Genomic DNA, 17562 nt, shown 5'->3' with positions numbered 1-17562 from the left:
AAGCCTTTACCCCCGGGTGGACGGCCGCCTATTCGGCGGTGATCTCGACCGTCACCGTGTCTTCGTAGGCGCCGGCGAGTAAACCAGTGGTTGACCCCGGCATGTAAACCGACACCGGCCCGCTCTCGCCAACCGTGATGGCGCCGAAGGGCGCCACGGCCGTGGTGACCGGCGAGCTCAGCTCGGTTGGCGCCAGCGCCAGCGGAGCCGCGCCGCCATGGGCGAACCGGTATGCGATGCGGTCGTCGCCGCGCACCAGGGCGCCGTTGTTCTCGCTGAAGATGCGCCGACTGAAGCCCGAGATGCTGTTGCAGACATAGGTCAGGTCGCCCAGCACCTGCCCCGAGGTCGTGGTCAGGTCCACGGTGGTGACCTCCGCCACCCCGCTGACCACGGTGCACACCTCGGGCGTCGTGGCGCGCATCTCGATGGTGCCCGACGTGGCCATGTTCGCGCCCGCGCCCACGTCTGCCTGCTGCGCAAGCGCCGGAGCGGCAGCTGTCGCGAGCAGGAGACCAGTGGCGAGGGTGCGAAGGATCATGATGCGAAAAACCTGAGCAACGCCTGACCGGCGACGCTTTGTCTTTGCCCTAGTTGGCGCTGATCGTGAACGTCACCTGATCGGTATAGTCGCCGGCAAAGGCTGGGCCGGTGATCGAGCCGACCGAGATATCGAGCCCGACGACTTGCGGCGTGACATAAAGGCCCGCGCCTCCGATGTCGTTGGCATTGACCGGAACCCCGAACCGAACCGCGCCCCATGGCGTCGAGTTCATGGTATAGGCATAGGAAGAACCAGGCGCCTCGGTATGGACCAAGGCGCTGTTCTTGGCCGATGTCGCGGTGACGGTGAAGCCCCCGGGATCATTGCAATGGATCGTGACGTCGCCCACGTCTTGGGAACCCGAAATTAAATTGATCGTCTGGTCGCCGCTTGTGGCGATGGTGCAAATCTGCGCCACTTCACCGCTCAGATTGATCGAGTCTGATGACTGGGCGAAAGCGGGCGCTGCAAGCGATGAGACGGCTGCGACGGCGATGAGGATGCGCTTCACGGTGATCTTCCTGCGACAGCGTAGACGGGCCTTGAGTCTCAGCCCGACGGATGGTCAAGAGTATAGGGGGAGGCGACGCCGGTCGGCGCCGCCTCCCGTTCGTCTCAGTTTGCGGCGATCGAGAAGGTGATCGTGTCGGAGTAGCTGCCGGCGAAGTTGGAGCCGACGCGAGCCACGTTCTGCAGGCTCACCTGAACCGGAATACCACCGACGGCCGCAGCGGCGGCGGCACCAGCATTGCCGCCGAGGCTAGCGGTGCTGAAGGAGACCGGGCTGGAAAGATTTTGATTGCCGACACCGTTCACACCCAACTGGTAGGTGTAGTAGGTCGGGTTGTTCGCTTCAACGAGGCGGCCGCTGTTCAGCGACGAAGCTGAGGCGGTGAAGCCTTGAGGATCATTGCACTGAACGGTCAGGCTGCCGAGCGTGGTGGCGCCCGACAGGTTCACGGCGTTGTTGTCGGCCGGAGCGGTGATGGTGCAGACCGGGGCCACCGAACCCGACAGGTTCAGAGCGTCTTGAGCGAACGCCGGAGCGGCGATGGCGGAGAGGGCGGCGGCGGCGACGAGGATGCGCTTCATGATGAGTGTCCTTGGTTTCAAGATGTCGGTCATGACCCGCAGGTTCGACCGCAGTGAAGTGATGATGTTTGAAGCTTCAGTCCAACCGTCAGGCGTGCGTCATCCTTCACGAAACTGACGCGGTCGTGACGCGTACGCCAAAAAACCGCCACCGTGCTTCGTTTACGGGTTCGATGAGCCCGCGTTTGCTAACGGATGACTTTCCCCCTCCAGCCCTCCCGAGGCCTTAACGGTTTCTTAATAACCGAGCCAAATCAGAAAGCGCAAGCACAAAGAGCAGCGTTACGTCGCTTTCAACCGCAATGGCGGAAATTGACGATGTTTGGCGCGGTGGATTCGCTTGAGAGGCGAGCTGAGATGCGGATGTACCGGGGCCGCGTTGCGCCCAGCCTTGGCGTCCTGAGCCTGAAAGGCCGGAACCAGTCCGGGCGCGGTCGGTTCACACTTGGGGTGAAGCTGGGGCGAGGCATTCGAAATGGGGACGGTCAAGACGGTCAGAGGAGTCGGGAGCATCGCCGTGCGAGTCCTCGCGGCTGTTTTCGTGATCCTCGGCCTGGTGCTGACGGTCGGCGGCGCATGGCTGCTGGCGTTGGGCGGCTCTCCCTATTATCTGCTCGCCGGTCTGGGGTTGATGGCCTCCGGCGCGATGCTGTGGCGGCTCAGCCTGGTCGGGGCCTGGATCTACGTCGTCGTATTCGTCCTCACCGTGCTGTGGGCTCTTTGGGAGGTCGGGCTCAACGGCTGGGCCCTCGTGCCGCGCGTGGTCGCCCCGGCGGTTCTGCTGATGCTGGTGATCGCCGCCCTGCCCGCACTGGACACGCGCCGCGGCGGGCGGCTGGCCCTGGGCGGGGCCGCGGTGTTCATCGTCGGAGCGCTGCTCTCCGGCGTCGTGATCGCCCAGGCCAACCGCCCGATGCCGCCGAACGACCCGCGGACAGCGGCGCTCGCGCTGATGTCGGACCCGTCCCTGCGCGCCACCGGCGCCGACTGGCCAGCCTACGGCGGGACGGAGAGCGCGCGGCGCTATTCGCCGCTTGCCCAGATCAATCGCGAAAACGTCGGCGAACTGGAGCGGGTCTGGACCTTCCGGACCGGCGACACGCCCGAAGAGAAATGGGGCGCGGAGACGACGCCCTTGAAGATCGGCGACACCGTCTATCTGTGCTCGGCGCGCAATATCCTGATCGCTCTCGACGCCCGGACGGGCAGGCAGCGCTGGCGCTACGACCCCGACGTCTCCGACGACTGGATTCCCTACACCGCCGCCTGTCGCGGGGTAGCCTATCATGAAACCGGGGTACCGACCTCCGCGTCCGCCCCGGCCGAACGCACCGGCGACGCCACGCCGGCTCCTCCCGCGGCATCGCCGGGCGGCGCTGGGGAAACGGCGCCGTGCCGCGCCCGGATCATCGAGGGGACGCTCGACGGCCGCCTGATCGCTGTCGACGCCCGCACCGGCCGTCCGTGTTCCGATTTCGGGACCAACGGCGCGGTCGATATCAAGATGGGCATGGGCGACGTTATCCCGGGCATGGTGTCGATAACCTCCGCCCCCACCATCGTCCGGGGCGTGATCGTCACCGGCCACCAGGTGCTGGACGGCCAGTATCGGTCCGCGCCGTCGGGCGTGATCCAGGGTTTCGATGTCGTGACCGGCGAGCTGCGCTGGGCCTGGGACATGACCCGTCCCGACCTGACCGGCCGTCCGGCGGAGGGCGACACCTTCACACGGGGGACGCCCAATATGTGGACCACCGCCTCGGGCGACGAACAGCTGGGGCTGGTCTATCTGCCGATGGGCAACTCCGCCGCCGACTACTACAGCGGCGATCGGTCGGAGGCCGAAAACCGCTACGCCACGTCGCTGGTGGCGCTGGACGTGACCACCGGCCGGCCGGCCTGGTCGTTCCAGACGGTTCGCAAGGATGTCTGGGACTATGACCTCGGCTCGCAGGCGACCCTGATCGACTATCCCACGGCGTCCGGCGTCGTTCCCGCTCTGGTCCTGCCCAGCAAACAGGGCGACCTCTATATCCTGGACCGCCGCACCGGCCGGCCTCTCGTCCCCGTCGAAGACCGCGCCGCGGCCCGGGGCGGGGTGGAACCGGCGGAGCGCGCCCCGACCCAGCCCTTCTCCCGCTTTCATACCCTGGCGAAGCGCGATCTGACCGAGCGCGACATGTGGGGCATGTCGCCGGTCGACCAGATGATCTGCCGCATCGGCTTCCGTCAGGCCGCCTATGAAGGCATCTACACGCCCCCGACCACCGATCGGCGCTGGATCCAGTACCCCGGCTACAACGGCGGGTCGGACTGGGGCGGGGTGGCGGTCGATCCCCGACGCGGCTGGGTCATCGCCAACTACAATGACATGCCGAACTACAACCGTCTGGTGCCTCGCCAGGTCGCCAATGAGAAGGGCTGGTTCCCGCATGGCGATCCGCGCCTGAAGGAACAGACGCCGGGTTCGCGCGGCGGCGTTCCCCAGGGCGCAGAAGGCGCGGGAGATCCGCAGATGGGCGTGCCCTACGCCATCGACGTCAACGCCGGATGGCGCATGGGGTCGACCGGGATGCTGTGCAAACAACCTCCCTACGGCGGCATCCGCGCCATCGACATCCGCACCGGCGAGACCGTATGGGACCGGCCGCTGGGAACGGCGCGCAAGAATGGACCGTTCGGCATCCCCTCGATGCTGCCGCTCGACATCGGCACGCCCAACAACGGCGGGTCGGTTGTCACCGCGGGCGGGCTGATCTTCATCGCCGCCGCGACCGACGACCTGATCCGGGCGATCGACATCGAAACCGGCGAGACGGTCTGGTCCGAGGTGCTGCCGGCCGGAGGACAGGCCGGACCCATGGTCTATGAGCAGGACGGGCGGCAGTATCTGGTGCTGATGGCGGGCGGCCACCATTTCATGGAGACGCCGGCGGGAGACCATGTGATCGCCTGGGCCCTGCCTCGCAGGTGAGACCGCTAACGCGGACGGTCGACGAGGGCGTCGCTCGGTTCGTTTGGAAGACCCGAGCGGATACCCAACCGCATCACAGCTGGCTAGGTCTAAGCTTTCTATAGGTGGAGAAGCCCAATTGCCTCCCGGATCCCTTACTTTGGTCTGGAAGGTCCGCTTCCGATGCGTGATGAGAAGCTTGCATGTTCCAGGGCCAGGCCTCGATCATGATCTGGCCAAAGCGCCCTCGCCTTCCCCATGAGGGATGATCACGGAGCAGGCGTAGATGACAGCACTGAAGGAGTTGCCCATGAACCGGATCCTACCGTTCGTCATCGCCTCGGCCGTGGCTCTCGGCGCGCCTCCGGCGCTGGCCCATGCCAGACTCGTCTCCGCGACCCCCGGCGATGGCGCGACCGTCACCGCGCCCCGGGGGCTCAGCCTGACGTTCAGTGAGCGGTTCGCGGCGCCCTTCTCCAGCGTCGAGGTCGAGGACGGACGGGGTCGTCCGGTGCCCGTCACCAAGGCGGTGTCGCAGGACGGCAAGACGCTGGCCGGATCGTTCCCCGCGCCCCTCACCGCCGGGACCTATCGGGTGACCTGGGCCATCGCCGCGGCCGACGGTCACCGCATGACGGGAACCTACAGCTTCACCGTCCGCTGACGTGCCGATCGACCTGACCGTGGTCGCCCTTCGGTGGCTGCAGGTCTCTGCGGCGGTCGTGGCGCTGGGATTGCCGTTCTTTCAGACCTACGCCCCGGACGCCCGCCCGACGGGAGCCTCGACTAGGGTCGCCGTCTTCGCCGGGCTGGCTCTGGCGGCCGGCGCGGTCGGCGGGCTACTCGCCCAAACGGCCATGATGGCGGGCGGCTGGGCGGCGGGGCTGGATGCGGCGGCGATCGGCTACGTCATTCAATCGACCGGTCTCGGCATGGCTCATATCGCCCGCGCCGCGCTCGCCGTGGTGGGCAGCGCCCTTCTGGCGTTCGGGCGGAGCCCGACGGTCACGCGGACACTGGCTGTCCTCGCCTTCGCCGGAGCCACGGCCAGCTTCGCCTGGAGCGGCCACGGCGCAGCCAGCGGCGGCGCGTTCGGATGGGTTCATCTCATCGCCGACATCGTCCATGCCCTCGGCGCCGCCCTTTGGCTGGGCGCCCTGGCCGGGTTCTGCCTCATGCTCTTGCGGGTGTCGCGAACCCCGTCGGACACCCTGGCCCGATCCCTGGCGGGCTTCGCCAACATCGGCACGGCCGCTGTCGTGGCGCTGGTGATCACGGGATTGATCAACACGGCTTTCCTGGTGGGCTCGGACGGCGTCGCGCGCATCGCCACTTCCACCTGGGGCCTGCTGCTGCTCGCCAAGCTGGCGCTGTTTGGCCTGATGCTGGGTCTGGCCGCACATAATCGCTTCACGCTGACGCCGGCCCTGGCCGACGCTGTCGCGCGCGGGGCGCCGGCGCCTCCCCTCACACGCCTGCGGATCAGCATCGGCGTCGAGCTGGCGGCGGGCGTCGCCTTGCTCGGTCTGGTCGCGGCGATGGGCGTCCAGGCGCCGCCCGCCTCCATGTGAGGGTCAGGCCGGCGCGCGCGAGGACCAGTGGATATGGCGAATGCGCCAGACGTCGCCGTCGCGGTGCAGGATCATGGTCTCGGCGGTCAGACGAGCGACGGGCCGCCCGTTGAACGCGCCGACCGTGCGGCCCTCGGTCAGCACCCAGGCGACATCGCCCTCGACCCAGGCGGCCCGACGCGTGACCTCGGCGGTCGTGGCGGCGGCGAAGGTCATGTCGGCGGGCAGGTGATGGCCGGCGTATTCGTCTCGCGACCGCTCGGCCCCACCCTCCTCCAGAACCATGACGTCCTCGGTCAACAGGGACATCACCGCCTCGGGATCGCCGGATCCGAGGGCGGCGTGGAAGGCGTCCACCACCGCGACCGCCGGGGCCGCCGCGTCACTCACCCTTTGGACCGAACCTGTTGAGCCAGGACCGTCGTGCGCCACGGCGGCGGGCGCCGAGAGGGCGAGAGCTGCGGCAAGGATCAGGCGCTTCATCGACGACTCCTGGATGACGGATCGGATTATGCTCCCCCTACGCTGGCTGTGAAGCGCCCCCTCACGAGGGTGTGGCGAGATCGCCGCGTAGGGAACTGGGTTAGTTGGAGACGTTCGGCATGACCGATCTGGACACCCTCATCGTGCGCGGCTCGCAGGACGCCGTCCTCGCGCTGGACGGCCTGGAAGACGGCGTGTGGTCCCGGGTCGACCAGGCGCGGTCGAAGGCTCGCGAGCGGACCGTGCGCCTCGCCGCCCTCGGAGCCGCGGCGGTCATCGGCGGGGTCGCGGGCGGGGTGACGGCGCCCGACCTCCAGACGACCCCGAGCGAACTGTCGATCTTCAGCCCGCGCATGGCCGCGACGCCTCTCGATGTCCGGAGCGCCCTGGGATGAGCGGGCTGAAATCCACCCTGACCACCGCCGTCATGGCCGCCGCCGTCGGGGCCGCCGCCGCCTGGGGCGCGATGACCCTGCAGGCGCGTCAGGACAGGCCCACTGACCTCCACCAGATCGTTCACGACCGGCTTGATCTCAGCCCGGAGCAGGATCGGCGCCTGGACGAGATCGAAGACGCCTTCGCCGCGCGCCGCGCGCCCCTGGAGGCCGAGGTGCGCGAGGCCAATGCGGAACTGTCCGCGGCCATCGCCCAGAGCCGGGGCGACACGCCCGAGGTCCAGGCCGCCGTCGATCACTTCCATGCGGCCATGGGCGATCTCCAGATGGCCACGATCCGCCATGTGTTCGAGATGCGCGCCGTGCTGACGCCTGAACAGGCGGAAGTGTTCGACCGCGCCGTGGCCGAGACCCTGCGCGCCGACGCCGACTGACGCGAGCGTGGGGGCGGGCGACACCGAGGAAGCCAAGGCCGCCCAGGGAGACCGGGCGGCGTTTTCGCGCCTCATGACCGCCACCAAGGGCGACCTGCATCGCTTCGTCGCCCGCTATGTCGGCGACCCCGACGAAGCGCTGGACCTTGTCCAGGAAAGCTACGCCGCCGCCTGGCTGTCGATACGCCGCTATGACCCGGCGCGGCCTTTCGGGGCCTGGTTGCGGACCATCGCCCTCAACAAATGCCGAGACTGGAGCCGCCGTCGCCGGGTGCGGCGAATGGTGCGGGGCGTGATGGGACTAGACGCGCCTCAGGCCATGGCGGTCGGCGACCCGGCGCCGGGCGCGGATGTCCGCGTGGATGAGCGGCGGCGTCTCGAACGGCTGAACCGCGCGCTCGCCGACCTGCCCGGCGGTCAGCGCGCGCCGCTTATGCTGGCGGTCCTCGAAGGCCGGTCGCATGCCGAGATCGGCGAGATCCTGGGCCTCTCGCCCAAGGCGGTCGAGCTGCGGATCGCGCGAGCGCGCAGGGCCTTGCTGGATCGGATTGGCCCCTTTGATTGAGCCCCTGCGACCAGCTGTCGCGAGGGTCGGGCTCGACAACGGCGTAAGTCGGATCAGACAGACAGGCTGAACCTGACGCATGACCTCCCTACAGACTGACCGCCGCGCGCTCCTGCGTGGCTTCGCCGGCGGCGCGGGGCTGCTGGCCGCGCAGGGCCTGCTGCCCGCCTGGGCCCAGACCGGCTCGCCTGGCCTGCGCGCCGATCTGCCGACACTGGAAGGTCCCGACGTCCGGCTCAGCGTCGGTCATTCGCCCTTCGCTGTGGGCGGTCGCACCGGCCATGCCATCACGGTCAACGGCACCCTGCCCGCGCCCCTGATCCGCCTGCGCGAAGGTCAGCCCGCACGGCTCTCAGTCGCCAACACCCTGGACGAGGACACCTCGATCCACTGGCACGGCGTGCTGCTGCCCTTCCATATGGACGGCGTGCCGGGCGTCAGCTTCCCGGGCATACGACCGGGCGAGACGTTCCAGTATGAGTTTCCGGTCATCCAGTCTGGGACCTTCTGGTATCACAGCCACTCCAACCTCCAGGAGGCGATGGGCCACTACGGGCCGCTGATCATCGACCCCGCGGGGGCCGATCCCGTGGCCTACGACCGCGAGCATGTGATCGTCCTGTCGGACTGGAGCTTCCTTCATCCCCACGAAATTCTGGACCGGCTGAAGAAGAGTCCCGGCTATTTCAACCGGTCGCGCACCACCCTGTCCGGTCTGATCTCGGGCGAGGACGGCATGTCGCTGGCCGACCGCCAGATGTGGGGCCGGATGCGGATGGATCCGCGCGACATCGCCGACGTCAACGGCACGACCTACACCTATCTGGTCAACGGCCATGGCCCGGCCGAGAATTGGACCGGCCTGTTCCGGGTCGGCGAGCGCGTGCGTCTGCGCGTCATCAACGCCTCGGCCATGTCGATCTTCAACGTCCGCATCCCCGGCCTGGCCATGACCGTCGTCAACGCCGACGGCGAGAACGTGCGCCCGGTCGAGACCGACGAGTTCCAGATTTCGGTCGCCGAGACCTATGACGTCATCGTTCGCCCGAACGAGGACCGCGCCTACACCCTCGTCGCCGAGTCCGTGGATCGCTCCGGCATGGCGCGGGCGACGCTGGCGCCCCGTCTGGGCATGACCGCCGAGGTTCCGCCGCTGCGCGAGGTTCCGACCCTGACCATGCGCGACATGGGTATGGGGGGCATGACGGGGATGGACCACTCGGCCATGGGTCACGGCGGCATGGATCACGCCGCCATGGGTCACGGGGAGCCCGTCGTCGCGCCGAACGATCACGCCACAATGGGGCATGGCGGCATGGATCACGACATGCGCAATCCGGACAACGCTCCGGCCGGCATGGCGGTCGGCGTCGGGGTGGACATGATCTCCCCGGACCCGGCCAACCGCCTGGGCGAACGGCCCATGGGGCTGGAGGATGTCCCGCACCGGGTGCTGGTCTACACCGACCTCGTGTCCCTGGCTCCCAACAGGGACCAGAGGCCGCCGTCCCGCGCGATGGAAATCCACCTGACCGGCAATATGGAACGGTTCATGTGGGGCTTCGATGGCCGCAAGTTCTCCGAGATCGTCGAGCCGATCCGCTTCGAGCGGAACGAGCGGGTGCGGGTGACCCTGGTCAACGACACCATGATGGCGCATCCGATCCACCTGCACGGTCACTTCTTCGAACTGGTGACGGGCGGCCCGGCCGGGCATCAGCCGCTGAAGCACACGGTCAATGTCGCGTCGGGGTCCAAGGTGACTTTCGACCTGACCGCAGATGCGCCCGGTGACTGGGCCTTCCACTGCCACATGCTGATGCACATGCACGCGGGCATGTTCAACGTCGTCACCGTCCGCCCTCTGGATGGAGCGGCGTCATGATCCGCCTGACAGCCGCCCTCGCACCCCTGCTGCTGGCCGCCGGAGCCGCGACCGCCCAGGATCACAGCCAGCACACGGCTCCGCCGCCGAGGCCAGCTGAGGCACCGACGGCTGACCCGCACGCGGGTCACACCATGCCCCCCGCCTCGCCAGCACCGAATCCGCACGCCGGGCACGACATGGGCGCGCCGTCTCAGGCCGGCGATGCTCACGCCGGTCATGCGATGCCCGCCCAGGCCGATGCCCACGCGGGTCACGACATGGGCGCCCACGCGGCGAGCGGCCCGCCCGACGTGCCCACCAGCGCGGACGACGAAGGCCGTCCGCGCCAGCCGCCCCTGCCACACGCCGCCCTGTCGGGTCCGGCCCATGCCGCCGACGCCCTCTGGGGAGCGGACCGGATGGCCGGCGCCCGCGAAGGCCTGAGGCGCGAGAACGGCGACGTGCGCGCCACCGCCGTCATCGTCGACCGCCTGGAGGTCGGCTTCGGCGACGGCGAGGAAGGCTGGACCTGGGACGTCGCGGGCTGGACCGGCGGCGACATCAACCGCTTCTGGTGGAAGTCCGAGGCCGAGGGAGACTTCGACGGCGAGATCGAGGGCGAGGTCCAGGCCCTGTACAGCCGCGCCATCTCGCCCTTCTGGGACGTCCAGGCGGGCGTGCGCCAGGACTTCGGCGAGGGCGACGAGACCCCGACCCACCTGGTGCTCGGCTTCCAGGGCCTGGCGCCCTACTGGTGGGAGGTCGACGCGGCCGCCTTCCTGTCGACCGAAGGCGACCTGACCGCGCGGGTCGAGGCCGAATACGATCAGCGCATCACCCAGCGCCTGATCCTGCAACCGCGCGTCGAGGTCGAGGCCTCGGCCGCCGACGTTCCCGAACTGGGTCTGGGATCGGGCCTGACCCACGTGGAGGCGGGCCTGCGTCTGCGCTATGAAATCGCCAAGGAGTTCGCGCCCTATGTGGGCGTGGAGTGGACTCGCGAGCTCGGCGACACCGCCGATTTCACGCGTGCGGCGGGCGGCGACCCCGAACAGACCCGTTTCGTCATCGGCCTGAAGGCCTGGTTCTGAGGAGCACCGTCCATGCGCAAGATCATCCCCGCCCTCGTCCTGACCCTGGCTCTGGCGGCCCCAAGCCTTGCCCAGGCTGCTGCGGCATGCTGCTGCTGCGGCGAGATGGGGCAGGAGGCCCAGGCCGGGCACGCCGCGCACGGGTCGCAGCAAGCCCATGCGGCCCATGGCCAGACGGCGTCCGCCGACCATGCTGACCACGGCGTCGTCACCAGCCCGGCGGACGGCGACATGACCAATGGCTCGCCCGACTGGTTCACCGCCACCTTCCCCCACGCCATGACCCTGAAGGCCGTCACCGTGACCGCCGAGGGCCAGACCGCCGTGTCGGTGCCGGTCGTCGCAGCCGCCGCCACCACGCGGGTCTCCGCCGACCTGCCGACGCTGACGCCCGGCAACTATGTCCTGAACTGGACCGCCGAGGGCGCGGACGGTCACCAGATGACGGGCGCGGTGCGCTTCATGGTGCACTGATGATCGCCGCCCAGACCCGGCGCACCATTCTGGGGGGTGTCGCCGCCGCGATCGCCGCAGGGCCGGTGTCGGCCCAGGACCGTCGCATGACCGCCTACAAGACGCCGTGGTGCGGATGCTGCGACGGCTGGGTCGCGCACATGCGCGGCGCCGGTTGGACCGTCGAGGTGATCGAGCGCGACGATCTCGCCCCGATCCGCGCCCGCCACGGCGTGCCGGATCGCTACGCCGGATGCCACACGGCCGTGGTCGGCGCCTACGCCATCGAGGGCCATGTGCCGGCCGCCGATGTCGCGCGGCTGCTGCGTGAGCGACCACGGGCCGTGGCGCTCGCCGCGCCCGGGATGCCCGCCGGATCGCCCGGCATGGAGGCGGCGGGACGCGAACCCTATGTCACCCTGCTGATCGACCGCAGCGGCAAGGCCACCGTCTTCGGCCGCCACAACGGGGCCTGAGTCTCAGGCGGTTTCTCCCTGGAAGGCGGCGATGATCGGACACGGTCCGCTGTCCTTCACGGCGCAGGCGCTCGCCAGCCGCCTCAGGGCCGCTCTCGCGGCCTCCAGATCGGCGATGGTCCGGTCCAGCGCCTCCAGTCGCTCCGCCGCCAGCACGCGGGCCCGCGCCCGATCCTCGCCCGCATCCAGCGACAGCAGTTCCTTGATCTGCTCCAGGGTGAACCCGGCCGTCTGGGCCGAGCGGATGAACTTCAATCGGCGCACGTCCTCCTCGCCGTAGCGACGAATGCCCGCGCCGACGCCGTCGCGCGACCATCGCCCCGGCGTCGGCATCAGGCCGCGCCGCTGATAGAAGCGGATCGTCTCCACGCCGACACCACCCTCCCGGGCCAGGCCCGCGATCGTCCGCTCGGTCATGCTTGACTCCGTACCACGGTCCGGAACTTAGGGTGAGGGCCTCGAATTGAGAAGATCACGGAGGCTGCAATGACCAAGACCGCCACCATCCACCGCATGGTGATGCCCGACCACACCTGTCCCTGGGGGCTCAAGGCTCGTCATCTGCTGAAGAGCCGGGGCTACGAGGTCGACGACCGCTGGCTGACGACGCGCGAGCAGACCGACGCCTTCAGGGCCGAGCACGGGGTCAAGACCACGCCCCAGGTCTTCATCGACGGACGGCGGATCGGCGGTCACGACGATCTGCGCCGTTTCCTCGGTCTCAAGGTCCGCGACCCCAAGGCGACGACCTACACCCCGGTCCTGGTCGTCTTCCTAACCACCGCCGTCATGGCCGCCCTGCTGAGCCTGACCGTCTATGGCGCGCCCCTGACCGTGCGCGCGGGCGAATGGTTCATCGCCCTGTCGATGATGGTGCTGGGCATGCTGAAGCTCCAGAACGTCGAGAGCTTCTCGACCATGTTCCTGAACTACGACCTGCTGGCCAAGCGCTGGATTCCCTACGGCAAGATCTATCCCTTCGCCGAATTCGGCGCCGGGGCCCTGATGGTCGCGGGCGTCCTGACCTGGCTGTCGGCGCCCGTCGCCCTCATCATCGGCGGCATCGGGGCGATCTCCGTGTTCAAGGCCGTCTATGTCGACAAGCGCGAACTGAAATGCGCCTGCGTCGGCGGAGACAGCAACGTGCCCTTGGGTTTCCTGTCCCTGACCGAGAACCTGATGATGATCGCCATGGCGGTGTGGATGCTGGTCACGGCGTTCCGGGGCGCCAATCCGGCGATGGCGATGTAGGGCCACGACCGCACCACGCCCCGGGGCCTGCGACCGAACGCCGCTGAGGCGCATTGCTGGAACGGGCCCGGCCACCGGGCGTGCCGTCCGGAGGGACAATGAAACTTCAGCGCGCCGGACCTTATCTTGGACTCATCTCGGTGATCTTCGCTCTGAGCGCGGTCGTCGGGCGTCTGGTCGCCGGAGCCTGAACCCGATCTTACAGGGCCGAGGTGAGGTCGTGGTGCACGCCCCCGGTCTTCAACGACGCCTACGGGCTCGATTGGAGGATCAAGACCTGAGTTCGGGCAAATTCCTCTTCCTGTCGGCTGGGGCCGTGACGCGGTGACGGCGTGTTACCGTTTGCCGAGCGACAGTGTCCGACCATCCCAGCGGAGGGCCGTGACAATGGACGCGGATCTACGAATTCGCACGGCGACCGCCCGTCGACTGGCCGCGCAGATCGGCACGCCGAACCTGGCGCGCGCCCTGCTGGCCTCGGCGCGCGACCTGGATGAGCGGTTCACCGGCGGCCCAGGCCCGTCGGAGCGTACGATTGTTCCGTTGTGTGGACGCGCGCCTCAACAGACCTGACGGAGTCCGCGCCGCGCGTCGCCGGATCAGTGTAGCGCACGAACGTCTTCCAGGCGGCTGGAAGCCGAAGCAATCCGGCACGGAAGAGCCTCGCCCTCCGTCAGGCCGAGAAGCCTCGCCGCAAGCCGGCGACGCCAACGGACGGATGTTGGTCGCTTGAGCCGCAGCAGGCTGAAACCCAGCGGTCTGGATAGGCGCGAAGAGACGGACCCTGTAAAGCGGACAGCGACGGTGGGGGATTATGAGCGCTTTCGAATTCTTCTTCAGCTTCTATGGGCTGCTGCTGGGCCTTTCGGTGGCGGAACTGGTCGGCGGGCTCGCCCGTGTCCTGCACGAGCGGGAACGCATCCGCTTCGGTCTGCTCACACCGATGCTCGCGCTGTTCGTCGCGATCGACATCACCACCTTCTGGAACCAGGCCTGGGCCTTGCTCAGAGGCGCTCCCTACAATTTGGCCCTTCTGGTCATGGGCCTGGCCATCGCGGCGACCTTCTATGTCGCGGCCAGCATCACCTTCCCCCGAACCTCCGCCGAAGGGGCTAATGCGCGCATCGATCTCGACGCGCATTTCTGGGCCCACCGGCGGCTTATCTTCGCCTGCATCCTCGCCGCCAATCTGATCGTGGCCCTGCTGGTCATGGCGCTGGCGGCGGCCGACCCCGGCTTCGCCGAGATGGCGCGCTCGCCGAGACTCTGGATCGGGGTCGCCATCTTCGTCTGCGGCACGGGCGTGGCCGCCCTGGCGTCCTGGCGGCCGGCGGTGGTCGGGGCCCTCGGCGTCGTCCTGCTCTACTCGCTCTGGAATGTCGCCCGTGCCGCGGGCGGGCTCATCGCCGCCGGCGGGTGGTCTCCGCCATAAAGCCGTTCAGACGCAGCTAACGTTCGATCCCGTCGGGGCGGATGGCTCGAACCGCTCTCTCGGCGTCGGGCTCGCGCGTCGGCCTCGAACAGGTCCCTCGACAGCACGACCTCGGCTTTGTGCTCGCGATGCCTGTGACGCGCATCAAGGCGGCATGCGCTCGGGCCCGACAAGCCTCTGGTCCTGTCAGCGCCCCGAAAGCCTGCTCGGCGGCGACTGGTCTGATGCCGCGCTCCGCGATGCTTGGGCACCCGGCGTCAGTTATCGCCCTTGGGCTGTTTCCGAGCCGTCCGCCGCCCTGAAGAGCTTCTACGATGGCCGCAGCCGCAACCAGGCCGGCGATCCGGCCCGGCTGGGCCAGGCCCTGGTGGCCCTGGCGAACGCGGCGAACCCGCCGGTGCGCTGGGCCGCCGGATCCGACGCCCTGCGTCTGGTCCAGGGCAAGATCGACAGCCTCCAGGCCGAACTGATGGCTTGGCGCGAGCTGAGCGCCTCCACCGATGGCGACTTCGAATTCCGCGAGGAAGTCGCGACCGGCGCCTGGGCCTGACGGGCCGGCCGCCGCGCCCAGATCTTTCGCAGCTGGCTCACACGCATAAAGCGGACATGGCCGTACGCTTGACGCGACATAATGTACGCTATACCAGACATTATGTCTGGTGGGGAGTACTATGTTTCGGATTATCCTCGTTATGGCCGGCGGTTTGGGTCTGGGCGGCGCCTTGGCCTGGAGCTGGGCGATGTGGCCGCTCTGGCCCGGGCTGGTCGGCGCCGTACTGCTGGTTGCCGCGGCCGGCATGGCACGCCGCCGTTGGGACCACGGCGCCGCCGTCACCGGAGACGAGCCGGGCCCGTATGAGCGGCGGGCCTGGCACGCGATGGCGTCACTGTCGGTTGTCTCTAGCCATCTCTCCGTCGCCCTGCTTTCCGGCCTGGACCTCCACGTCGGCCGCGGAAACACCTTGGCCGTCGACAACTGGCTCCTGATCCTCGGGGCGACCGCAGGGTGGGTCATCCTGCGGCCCCGATCGATGGATCGCGACGAGCGGGACGCCGAAATGGCCAACCGGGGAGCGCGCGCCGGATATGGAGGCCTCATTGGCCTGCTGGTCGTCCTGCTGCTGACCCTCGGCTTCGCCCCGGTCGTGGTGACGGAGCGGCTGACTCCCTTCGTCATCGGCAATCTGCTCGTCGTGCTCATCCTGATCAGCGGCGTGGTGGCGTTCACCACCCAACTCCAGGGCTACTGGGGGGCGTCCAGGCCGGAGGACTCCGATGGCTGAGCACGCGATCGGAAATAATCTGCGGCGGCTGCGGTTCGACCACGACGAGATGACCCAGGAAGCCCTGGCCAAGGCGGCGGGCGTGACCCGACAGACAATCATCTCCCTCGAGGCGGGCCGGTACGCGCCATCGCTCGAACTCGCCATGCGCCTGGCGCTCGTCTTCCGGCGACCGGTCGACGATCTCTTCTACTGGCGGTCCCCGCCCGGCTGACTCTTTCCTCCACAGAAACGCGGCGCTGATGCGCCGACAAGGAGCTTGCATGCACCGCAAACCATGGGCCTCCCCCGGCGTCGCGGCCGTCGCGGCTCTCGCCCTTCTCGCGCCCGCAGGACAGGCCGCCGCCCAATCCTTCCAGATCGAACCGGCGGGAGCCGTGCTCCAGGGTCAGCCCGTGACGATCCGTCTGGCCGCCGTCGCGCCGGGCGCCGACGTGGAGATATCGGCCGAGCGTCGCTTCGGCAGGCCGCCCCTCCTTTATGCGTCCAGCGCCCGCTTCGTCGCGGATCCAAATGGCGAGGTGAATCTGGCCACCGCGATCCCGGTTGAAGGCAGTTATGAGGGCGCCGACGCCGCCGGCCTGTTCTGGTCGATGACGCCGTCGGATCGAACCCCGCCGGAGACCTGGAGACGCGGCGAGGTCCGTCTGACGGCGCGCATTGACGGGATCGTCGTGGCGGAGGGCTCGACGCAACTGATCGGCGGCCTGGCCGAGGTGATGACCGAAGCCGTCCCGGGGTTTCCCTCGGCGACGCTCTACCGCCTCCCCGGCCGAACGCCCCGCCCCGTGGTCGTCGTTCTCCACGGCGCCGATGGCGGCACGGGCGCTAGCGAGCGGTTCGGACCCAAGCTGGCGTCGCTTGGCTATGCCGTCGTGGGCCTGCCGTATTACTCACCCGACTGGGGAGAGCATGCGCCGCCCAAGGCAATCGCCGAGCTTCCGGGCAGCTTCATCGATATCCGGATCGACCAGATCGCCGAACTTCGCGAATGGCTGCGCACGCGACCGGAGGTCGATGCCGAGCGCATCGCGCTGTTTGGAGGGTCCAAAGGCGCCGAGTTCGCCCTGATCGCCGCCAGCAAATACCCGTGGCTCACCTCAGTCGTCGCCATCGCCCCGTCCGACCTGGTGTGGGAGGGGTGGGGACTGGAGACGATCGAGGCGGAAGGTGTCCGGTCATCCTTCTCGTTCGAGGGTCGGCCCCTGCCCTTCATGCCCTATGTCGGCTTCGTCGACGGCCTTCTGGCCGGGCCCGGCGCCGATCTTCTGAAAATCCACGAAGATGGACGCGCGGCACATCCCGAGCGTGAGGCCGATGCACGCATTCGCATCGAGGACTTTCCGGGCCCGGTCATGCTGGTTGCCGGAGACGCCGACAGCGAGTGGAAATCCGGCCAAATGGCCCGCAATCTTGCGGCGGCTCGCGATGTAACCGGGCTAGACACCACCCTGCTAGTCTATCCTGACGCTGGGCACGATGTCAGCGGCGACGGCTGGGCCCCGACAATCGTCGGACTGGACAGAGGGGGAGGTTCGGCCTCAGCCAATGCACGGGCTCAAATCGACGCCTGGCCGCAAATCCTCGCCTTTCTGAAACGAACGCTGACGCCCCATTGATCGCAGACACGGCTGTCTTTCCGCTGGATCTCATCGAGACCGGCCGTCGCCCA

The 17562-nt window shown here is 68.5% G+C and carries 22 protein-coding genes; 17 read left to right on the top strand and 5 right to left on the bottom strand.

Translation table 11 applies throughout. The features are described 5' to 3' along the window. Positions 1-28: 28 nt before the first annotated feature. The 3 genes from EES48_RS03875 to EES48_RS03865 all read right to left on the bottom strand — a co-directional run bounded on the left by EES48_RS03875 (position 29) and on the right by EES48_RS03865 (position 1636). Complete coding sequence (locus tag EES48_RS03875) at positions 29-541, bottom strand: hypothetical protein (RefSeq protein WP_162997997.1); 513 nt, start codon at positions 539-541, stop codon at positions 29-31. 49 nt (positions 542-590) lie between these two features. Then, on the bottom strand, positions 591-1055 hold the full coding sequence (locus EES48_RS03870; RefSeq protein WP_122465026.1) for a PLP-dependent aminotransferase family protein: 465 nt from the start codon (positions 1053-1055) through the stop codon (positions 591-593). 104 nt (positions 1056-1159) lie between these two features. Next, a complete protein-coding gene (locus tag EES48_RS03865; RefSeq protein ID WP_122465025.1) occupies positions 1160-1636 on the bottom strand; it encodes a hypothetical protein in 477 nt (158 codons plus the stop codon). Between the two features lie 517 nt (positions 1637-2153). Here EES48_RS03865 and EES48_RS03860 point away from each other — a divergent pair. The 3 genes from EES48_RS03860 to copD all read left to right on the top strand — a co-directional run bounded on the left by EES48_RS03860 (position 2154) and on the right by copD (position 6160). Then, positions 2154-4610, top strand: coding sequence for a membrane-bound PQQ-dependent dehydrogenase, glucose/quinate/shikimate family (locus tag EES48_RS03860; RefSeq protein ID WP_240623202.1), 2457 nt, complete (start codon positions 2154-2156; stop codon positions 4608-4610). A 289-nt stretch (positions 4611-4899) separates the two neighbouring features. Further along, positions 4900-5253, top strand: coding sequence for a copper homeostasis periplasmic binding protein CopC (gene copC, locus EES48_RS03855; RefSeq protein ID WP_122465023.1), 354 nt, complete (start codon positions 4900-4902; stop codon positions 5251-5253). 1 nt (position 5254) lies between these two features. Continuing rightward, complete coding sequence (copD, locus tag EES48_RS03850) at positions 5255-6160, top strand: copper homeostasis membrane protein CopD (protein ID WP_122465022.1); 906 nt, start codon at positions 5255-5257, stop codon at positions 6158-6160. 3 nt (positions 6161-6163) lie between these two features. Here copD and EES48_RS03845 read toward each other — a convergent pair whose 3' ends face one another. Further along, positions 6164-6643 (bottom strand): YybH family protein, encoded by a 480-nt coding sequence (locus EES48_RS03845; protein WP_122465021.1) that lies wholly within the window; start codon positions 6641-6643, stop codon positions 6164-6166. 119 nt (positions 6644-6762) lie between these two features. Between EES48_RS03845 and EES48_RS03840 the strand changes: the two genes are divergently transcribed. The 7 genes from EES48_RS03840 to EES48_RS03810 all read left to right on the top strand — a co-directional run bounded on the left by EES48_RS03840 (position 6763) and on the right by EES48_RS03810 (position 11924). Then, positions 6763-7038, top strand: coding sequence for a hypothetical protein (locus EES48_RS03840; RefSeq protein WP_162997996.1), 276 nt, complete (start codon positions 6763-6765; stop codon positions 7036-7038). Next, positions 7035-7472, top strand: a complete 438-nt coding sequence (locus EES48_RS03835) for a Spy/CpxP family protein refolding chaperone (protein WP_122465019.1) — start codon at positions 7035-7037, stop codon at positions 7470-7472. Before EES48_RS03840 ends, EES48_RS03835 begins: the two co-directional genes overlap by 4 nt. A 7-nt stretch (positions 7473-7479) precedes the next feature. Beyond that, positions 7480-8037, top strand: coding sequence for an RNA polymerase sigma factor (locus EES48_RS03830; RefSeq protein WP_240623201.1), 558 nt, complete (start codon positions 7480-7482; stop codon positions 8035-8037). Between the two features lie 79 nt (positions 8038-8116). After that, positions 8117-9922, top strand: coding sequence for a copper resistance system multicopper oxidase (locus EES48_RS03825; protein WP_122465018.1), 1806 nt, complete (start codon positions 8117-8119; stop codon positions 9920-9922). Then, on the top strand, positions 9919-10995 hold the full coding sequence (locus EES48_RS03820) for a copper resistance protein B (RefSeq protein WP_122465017.1): 1077 nt from the start codon (positions 9919-9921) through the stop codon (positions 10993-10995). Before EES48_RS03825 ends, EES48_RS03820 begins: the two co-directional genes overlap by 4 nt. 12 nt (positions 10996-11007) lie before the next feature. Further along, positions 11008-11469, top strand: coding sequence for a copper resistance protein CopC (locus EES48_RS03815; RefSeq protein WP_240623200.1), 462 nt, complete (start codon positions 11008-11010; stop codon positions 11467-11469). After that, the gene (locus tag EES48_RS03810; protein WP_122465016.1) at positions 11469-11924 is read left to right on the top strand and encodes a DUF411 domain-containing protein; all 456 of its coding nucleotides are present in this window, start codon (positions 11469-11471) and stop codon (positions 11922-11924) included. The genes EES48_RS03815 and EES48_RS03810 overlap by 1 nt, the downstream gene beginning before the upstream one ends. A gap of 3 nt (positions 11925-11927) precedes the next feature. Here the strand turns inward: EES48_RS03810 and EES48_RS03805 are convergent, their stop codons facing one another. Further along, a complete protein-coding gene (locus EES48_RS03805; RefSeq protein WP_122465015.1) occupies positions 11928-12341 on the bottom strand; it encodes a MerR family DNA-binding protein in 414 nt (137 codons plus the stop codon). A 69-nt stretch (positions 12342-12410) separates the two neighbouring features. Here EES48_RS03805 and EES48_RS03800 point away from each other — a divergent pair, with 69 nt between their 5' ends. The 7 genes from EES48_RS03800 to EES48_RS03770 all read left to right on the top strand — a co-directional run bounded on the left by EES48_RS03800 (position 12411) and on the right by EES48_RS03770 (position 17509). After that, positions 12411-13175 (top strand): glutaredoxin family protein, encoded by a 765-nt coding sequence (locus EES48_RS03800; protein WP_122465014.1) that lies wholly within the window; start codon positions 12411-12413, stop codon positions 13173-13175. A 387-nt stretch (positions 13176-13562) separates the two neighbouring features. Continuing rightward, complete coding sequence (locus EES48_RS03795) at positions 13563-13748, top strand: hypothetical protein (RefSeq protein WP_122465013.1); 186 nt, start codon at positions 13563-13565, stop codon at positions 13746-13748. A 241-nt stretch (positions 13749-13989) separates the two neighbouring features. Further along, entirely contained in the window at positions 13990-14607 is a 618-nt protein-coding gene (locus EES48_RS03790) for a hypothetical protein (RefSeq protein ID WP_122465012.1), read from the top strand. 154 nt (positions 14608-14761) lie between these two features. Continuing rightward, complete coding sequence (locus EES48_RS03785; RefSeq protein ID WP_205679333.1) at positions 14762-15157, top strand: Rossmann-fold NAD(P)-binding domain-containing protein; 396 nt, start codon at positions 14762-14764, stop codon at positions 15155-15157. 121 nt (positions 15158-15278) lie between these two features. Further along, complete coding sequence (locus tag EES48_RS03780; protein ID WP_162997995.1) at positions 15279-15890, top strand: hypothetical protein; 612 nt, start codon at positions 15279-15281, stop codon at positions 15888-15890. Next, a complete protein-coding gene (locus EES48_RS03775) occupies positions 15883-16104 on the top strand; it encodes a helix-turn-helix transcriptional regulator (protein ID WP_122465010.1) in 222 nt (73 codons plus the stop codon). The genes EES48_RS03780 and EES48_RS03775 overlap by 8 nt, the downstream gene beginning before the upstream one ends. A 49-nt stretch (positions 16105-16153) precedes the next feature. Next, entirely contained in the window at positions 16154-17509 is a 1356-nt protein-coding gene (locus EES48_RS03770; RefSeq protein WP_162997994.1) for an acyl-CoA thioester hydrolase/BAAT C-terminal domain-containing protein, read from the top strand. Positions 17510-17562 lie beyond the last annotated feature (53 nt).

This window comes from Brevundimonas lutea (assembly GCF_003704105.1).
In the GTDB taxonomy this organism is placed as follows: domain Bacteria; phylum Pseudomonadota; class Alphaproteobacteria; order Caulobacterales; family Caulobacteraceae; genus Brevundimonas; species Brevundimonas lutea.
Note: the sequence above shows the minus strand (reverse complement) of the source record. Positions and strands in the feature narration are given on the sequence as shown.

Coding starts and splice junctions, on each gene's coding strand:
- EES48_RS03845 (WP_122465021.1), bottom strand. CDS start 6,643: ATGAAGCGCCTGATCCTTGCCGCAGCTCTCGCCCTCTCGGCGCCCGCC.
- EES48_RS03835 (WP_122465019.1), top strand. CDS start 7,035: ATGAGCGGGCTGAAATCCACCCTGACCACCGCCGTCATGGCCGCCGCC.
- EES48_RS03815 (WP_240623200.1), top strand. CDS start 11,008: ATGCGCAAGATCATCCCCGCCCTCGTCCTGACCCTGGCTCTGGCGGCC.
- EES48_RS03790 (WP_122465012.1), top strand. CDS start 13,990: ATGAGCGCTTTCGAATTCTTCTTCAGCTTCTATGGGCTGCTGCTGGGC.
- EES48_RS03810 (WP_122465016.1), top strand. CDS start 11,469: ATGATCGCCGCCCAGACCCGGCGCACCATTCTGGGGGGTGTCGCCGCC.
- EES48_RS03865 (WP_122465025.1), bottom strand. CDS start 1,636: ATGAAGCGCATCCTCGTCGCCGCCGCCGCCCTCTCCGCCATCGCCGCT.
- EES48_RS03825 (WP_122465018.1), top strand. CDS start 8,117: ATGACCTCCCTACAGACTGACCGCCGCGCGCTCCTGCGTGGCTTCGCC.
- EES48_RS03875 (WP_162997997.1), bottom strand. CDS start 541: ATGATCCTTCGCACCCTCGCCACTGGTCTCCTGCTCGCGACAGCTGCC.
- EES48_RS03775 (WP_122465010.1), top strand. CDS start 15,883: ATGGCTGAGCACGCGATCGGAAATAATCTGCGGCGGCTGCGGTTCGAC.
- copC (WP_122465023.1), top strand. CDS start 4,900: ATGAACCGGATCCTACCGTTCGTCATCGCCTCGGCCGTGGCTCTCGGC.
- EES48_RS03805 (WP_122465015.1), bottom strand. CDS start 12,341: ATGACCGAGCGGACGATCGCGGGCCTGGCCCGGGAGGGTGGTGTCGGC.
- EES48_RS03785 (WP_205679333.1), top strand. CDS start 14,762: ATGCGCTCGGGCCCGACAAGCCTCTGGTCCTGTCAGCGCCCCGAAAGC.
- EES48_RS03795 (WP_122465013.1), top strand. CDS start 13,563: ATGGACGCGGATCTACGAATTCGCACGGCGACCGCCCGTCGACTGGCC.
- EES48_RS03800 (WP_122465014.1), top strand. CDS start 12,411: ATGACCAAGACCGCCACCATCCACCGCATGGTGATGCCCGACCACACC.
- EES48_RS03780 (WP_162997995.1), top strand. CDS start 15,279: ATGTTTCGGATTATCCTCGTTATGGCCGGCGGTTTGGGTCTGGGCGGC.
- EES48_RS03840 (WP_162997996.1), top strand. CDS start 6,763: ATGACCGATCTGGACACCCTCATCGTGCGCGGCTCGCAGGACGCCGTC.
- EES48_RS03770 (WP_162997994.1), top strand. CDS start 16,154: ATGCACCGCAAACCATGGGCCTCCCCCGGCGTCGCGGCCGTCGCGGCT.
- EES48_RS03820 (WP_122465017.1), top strand. CDS start 9,919: ATGATCCGCCTGACAGCCGCCCTCGCACCCCTGCTGCTGGCCGCCGGA.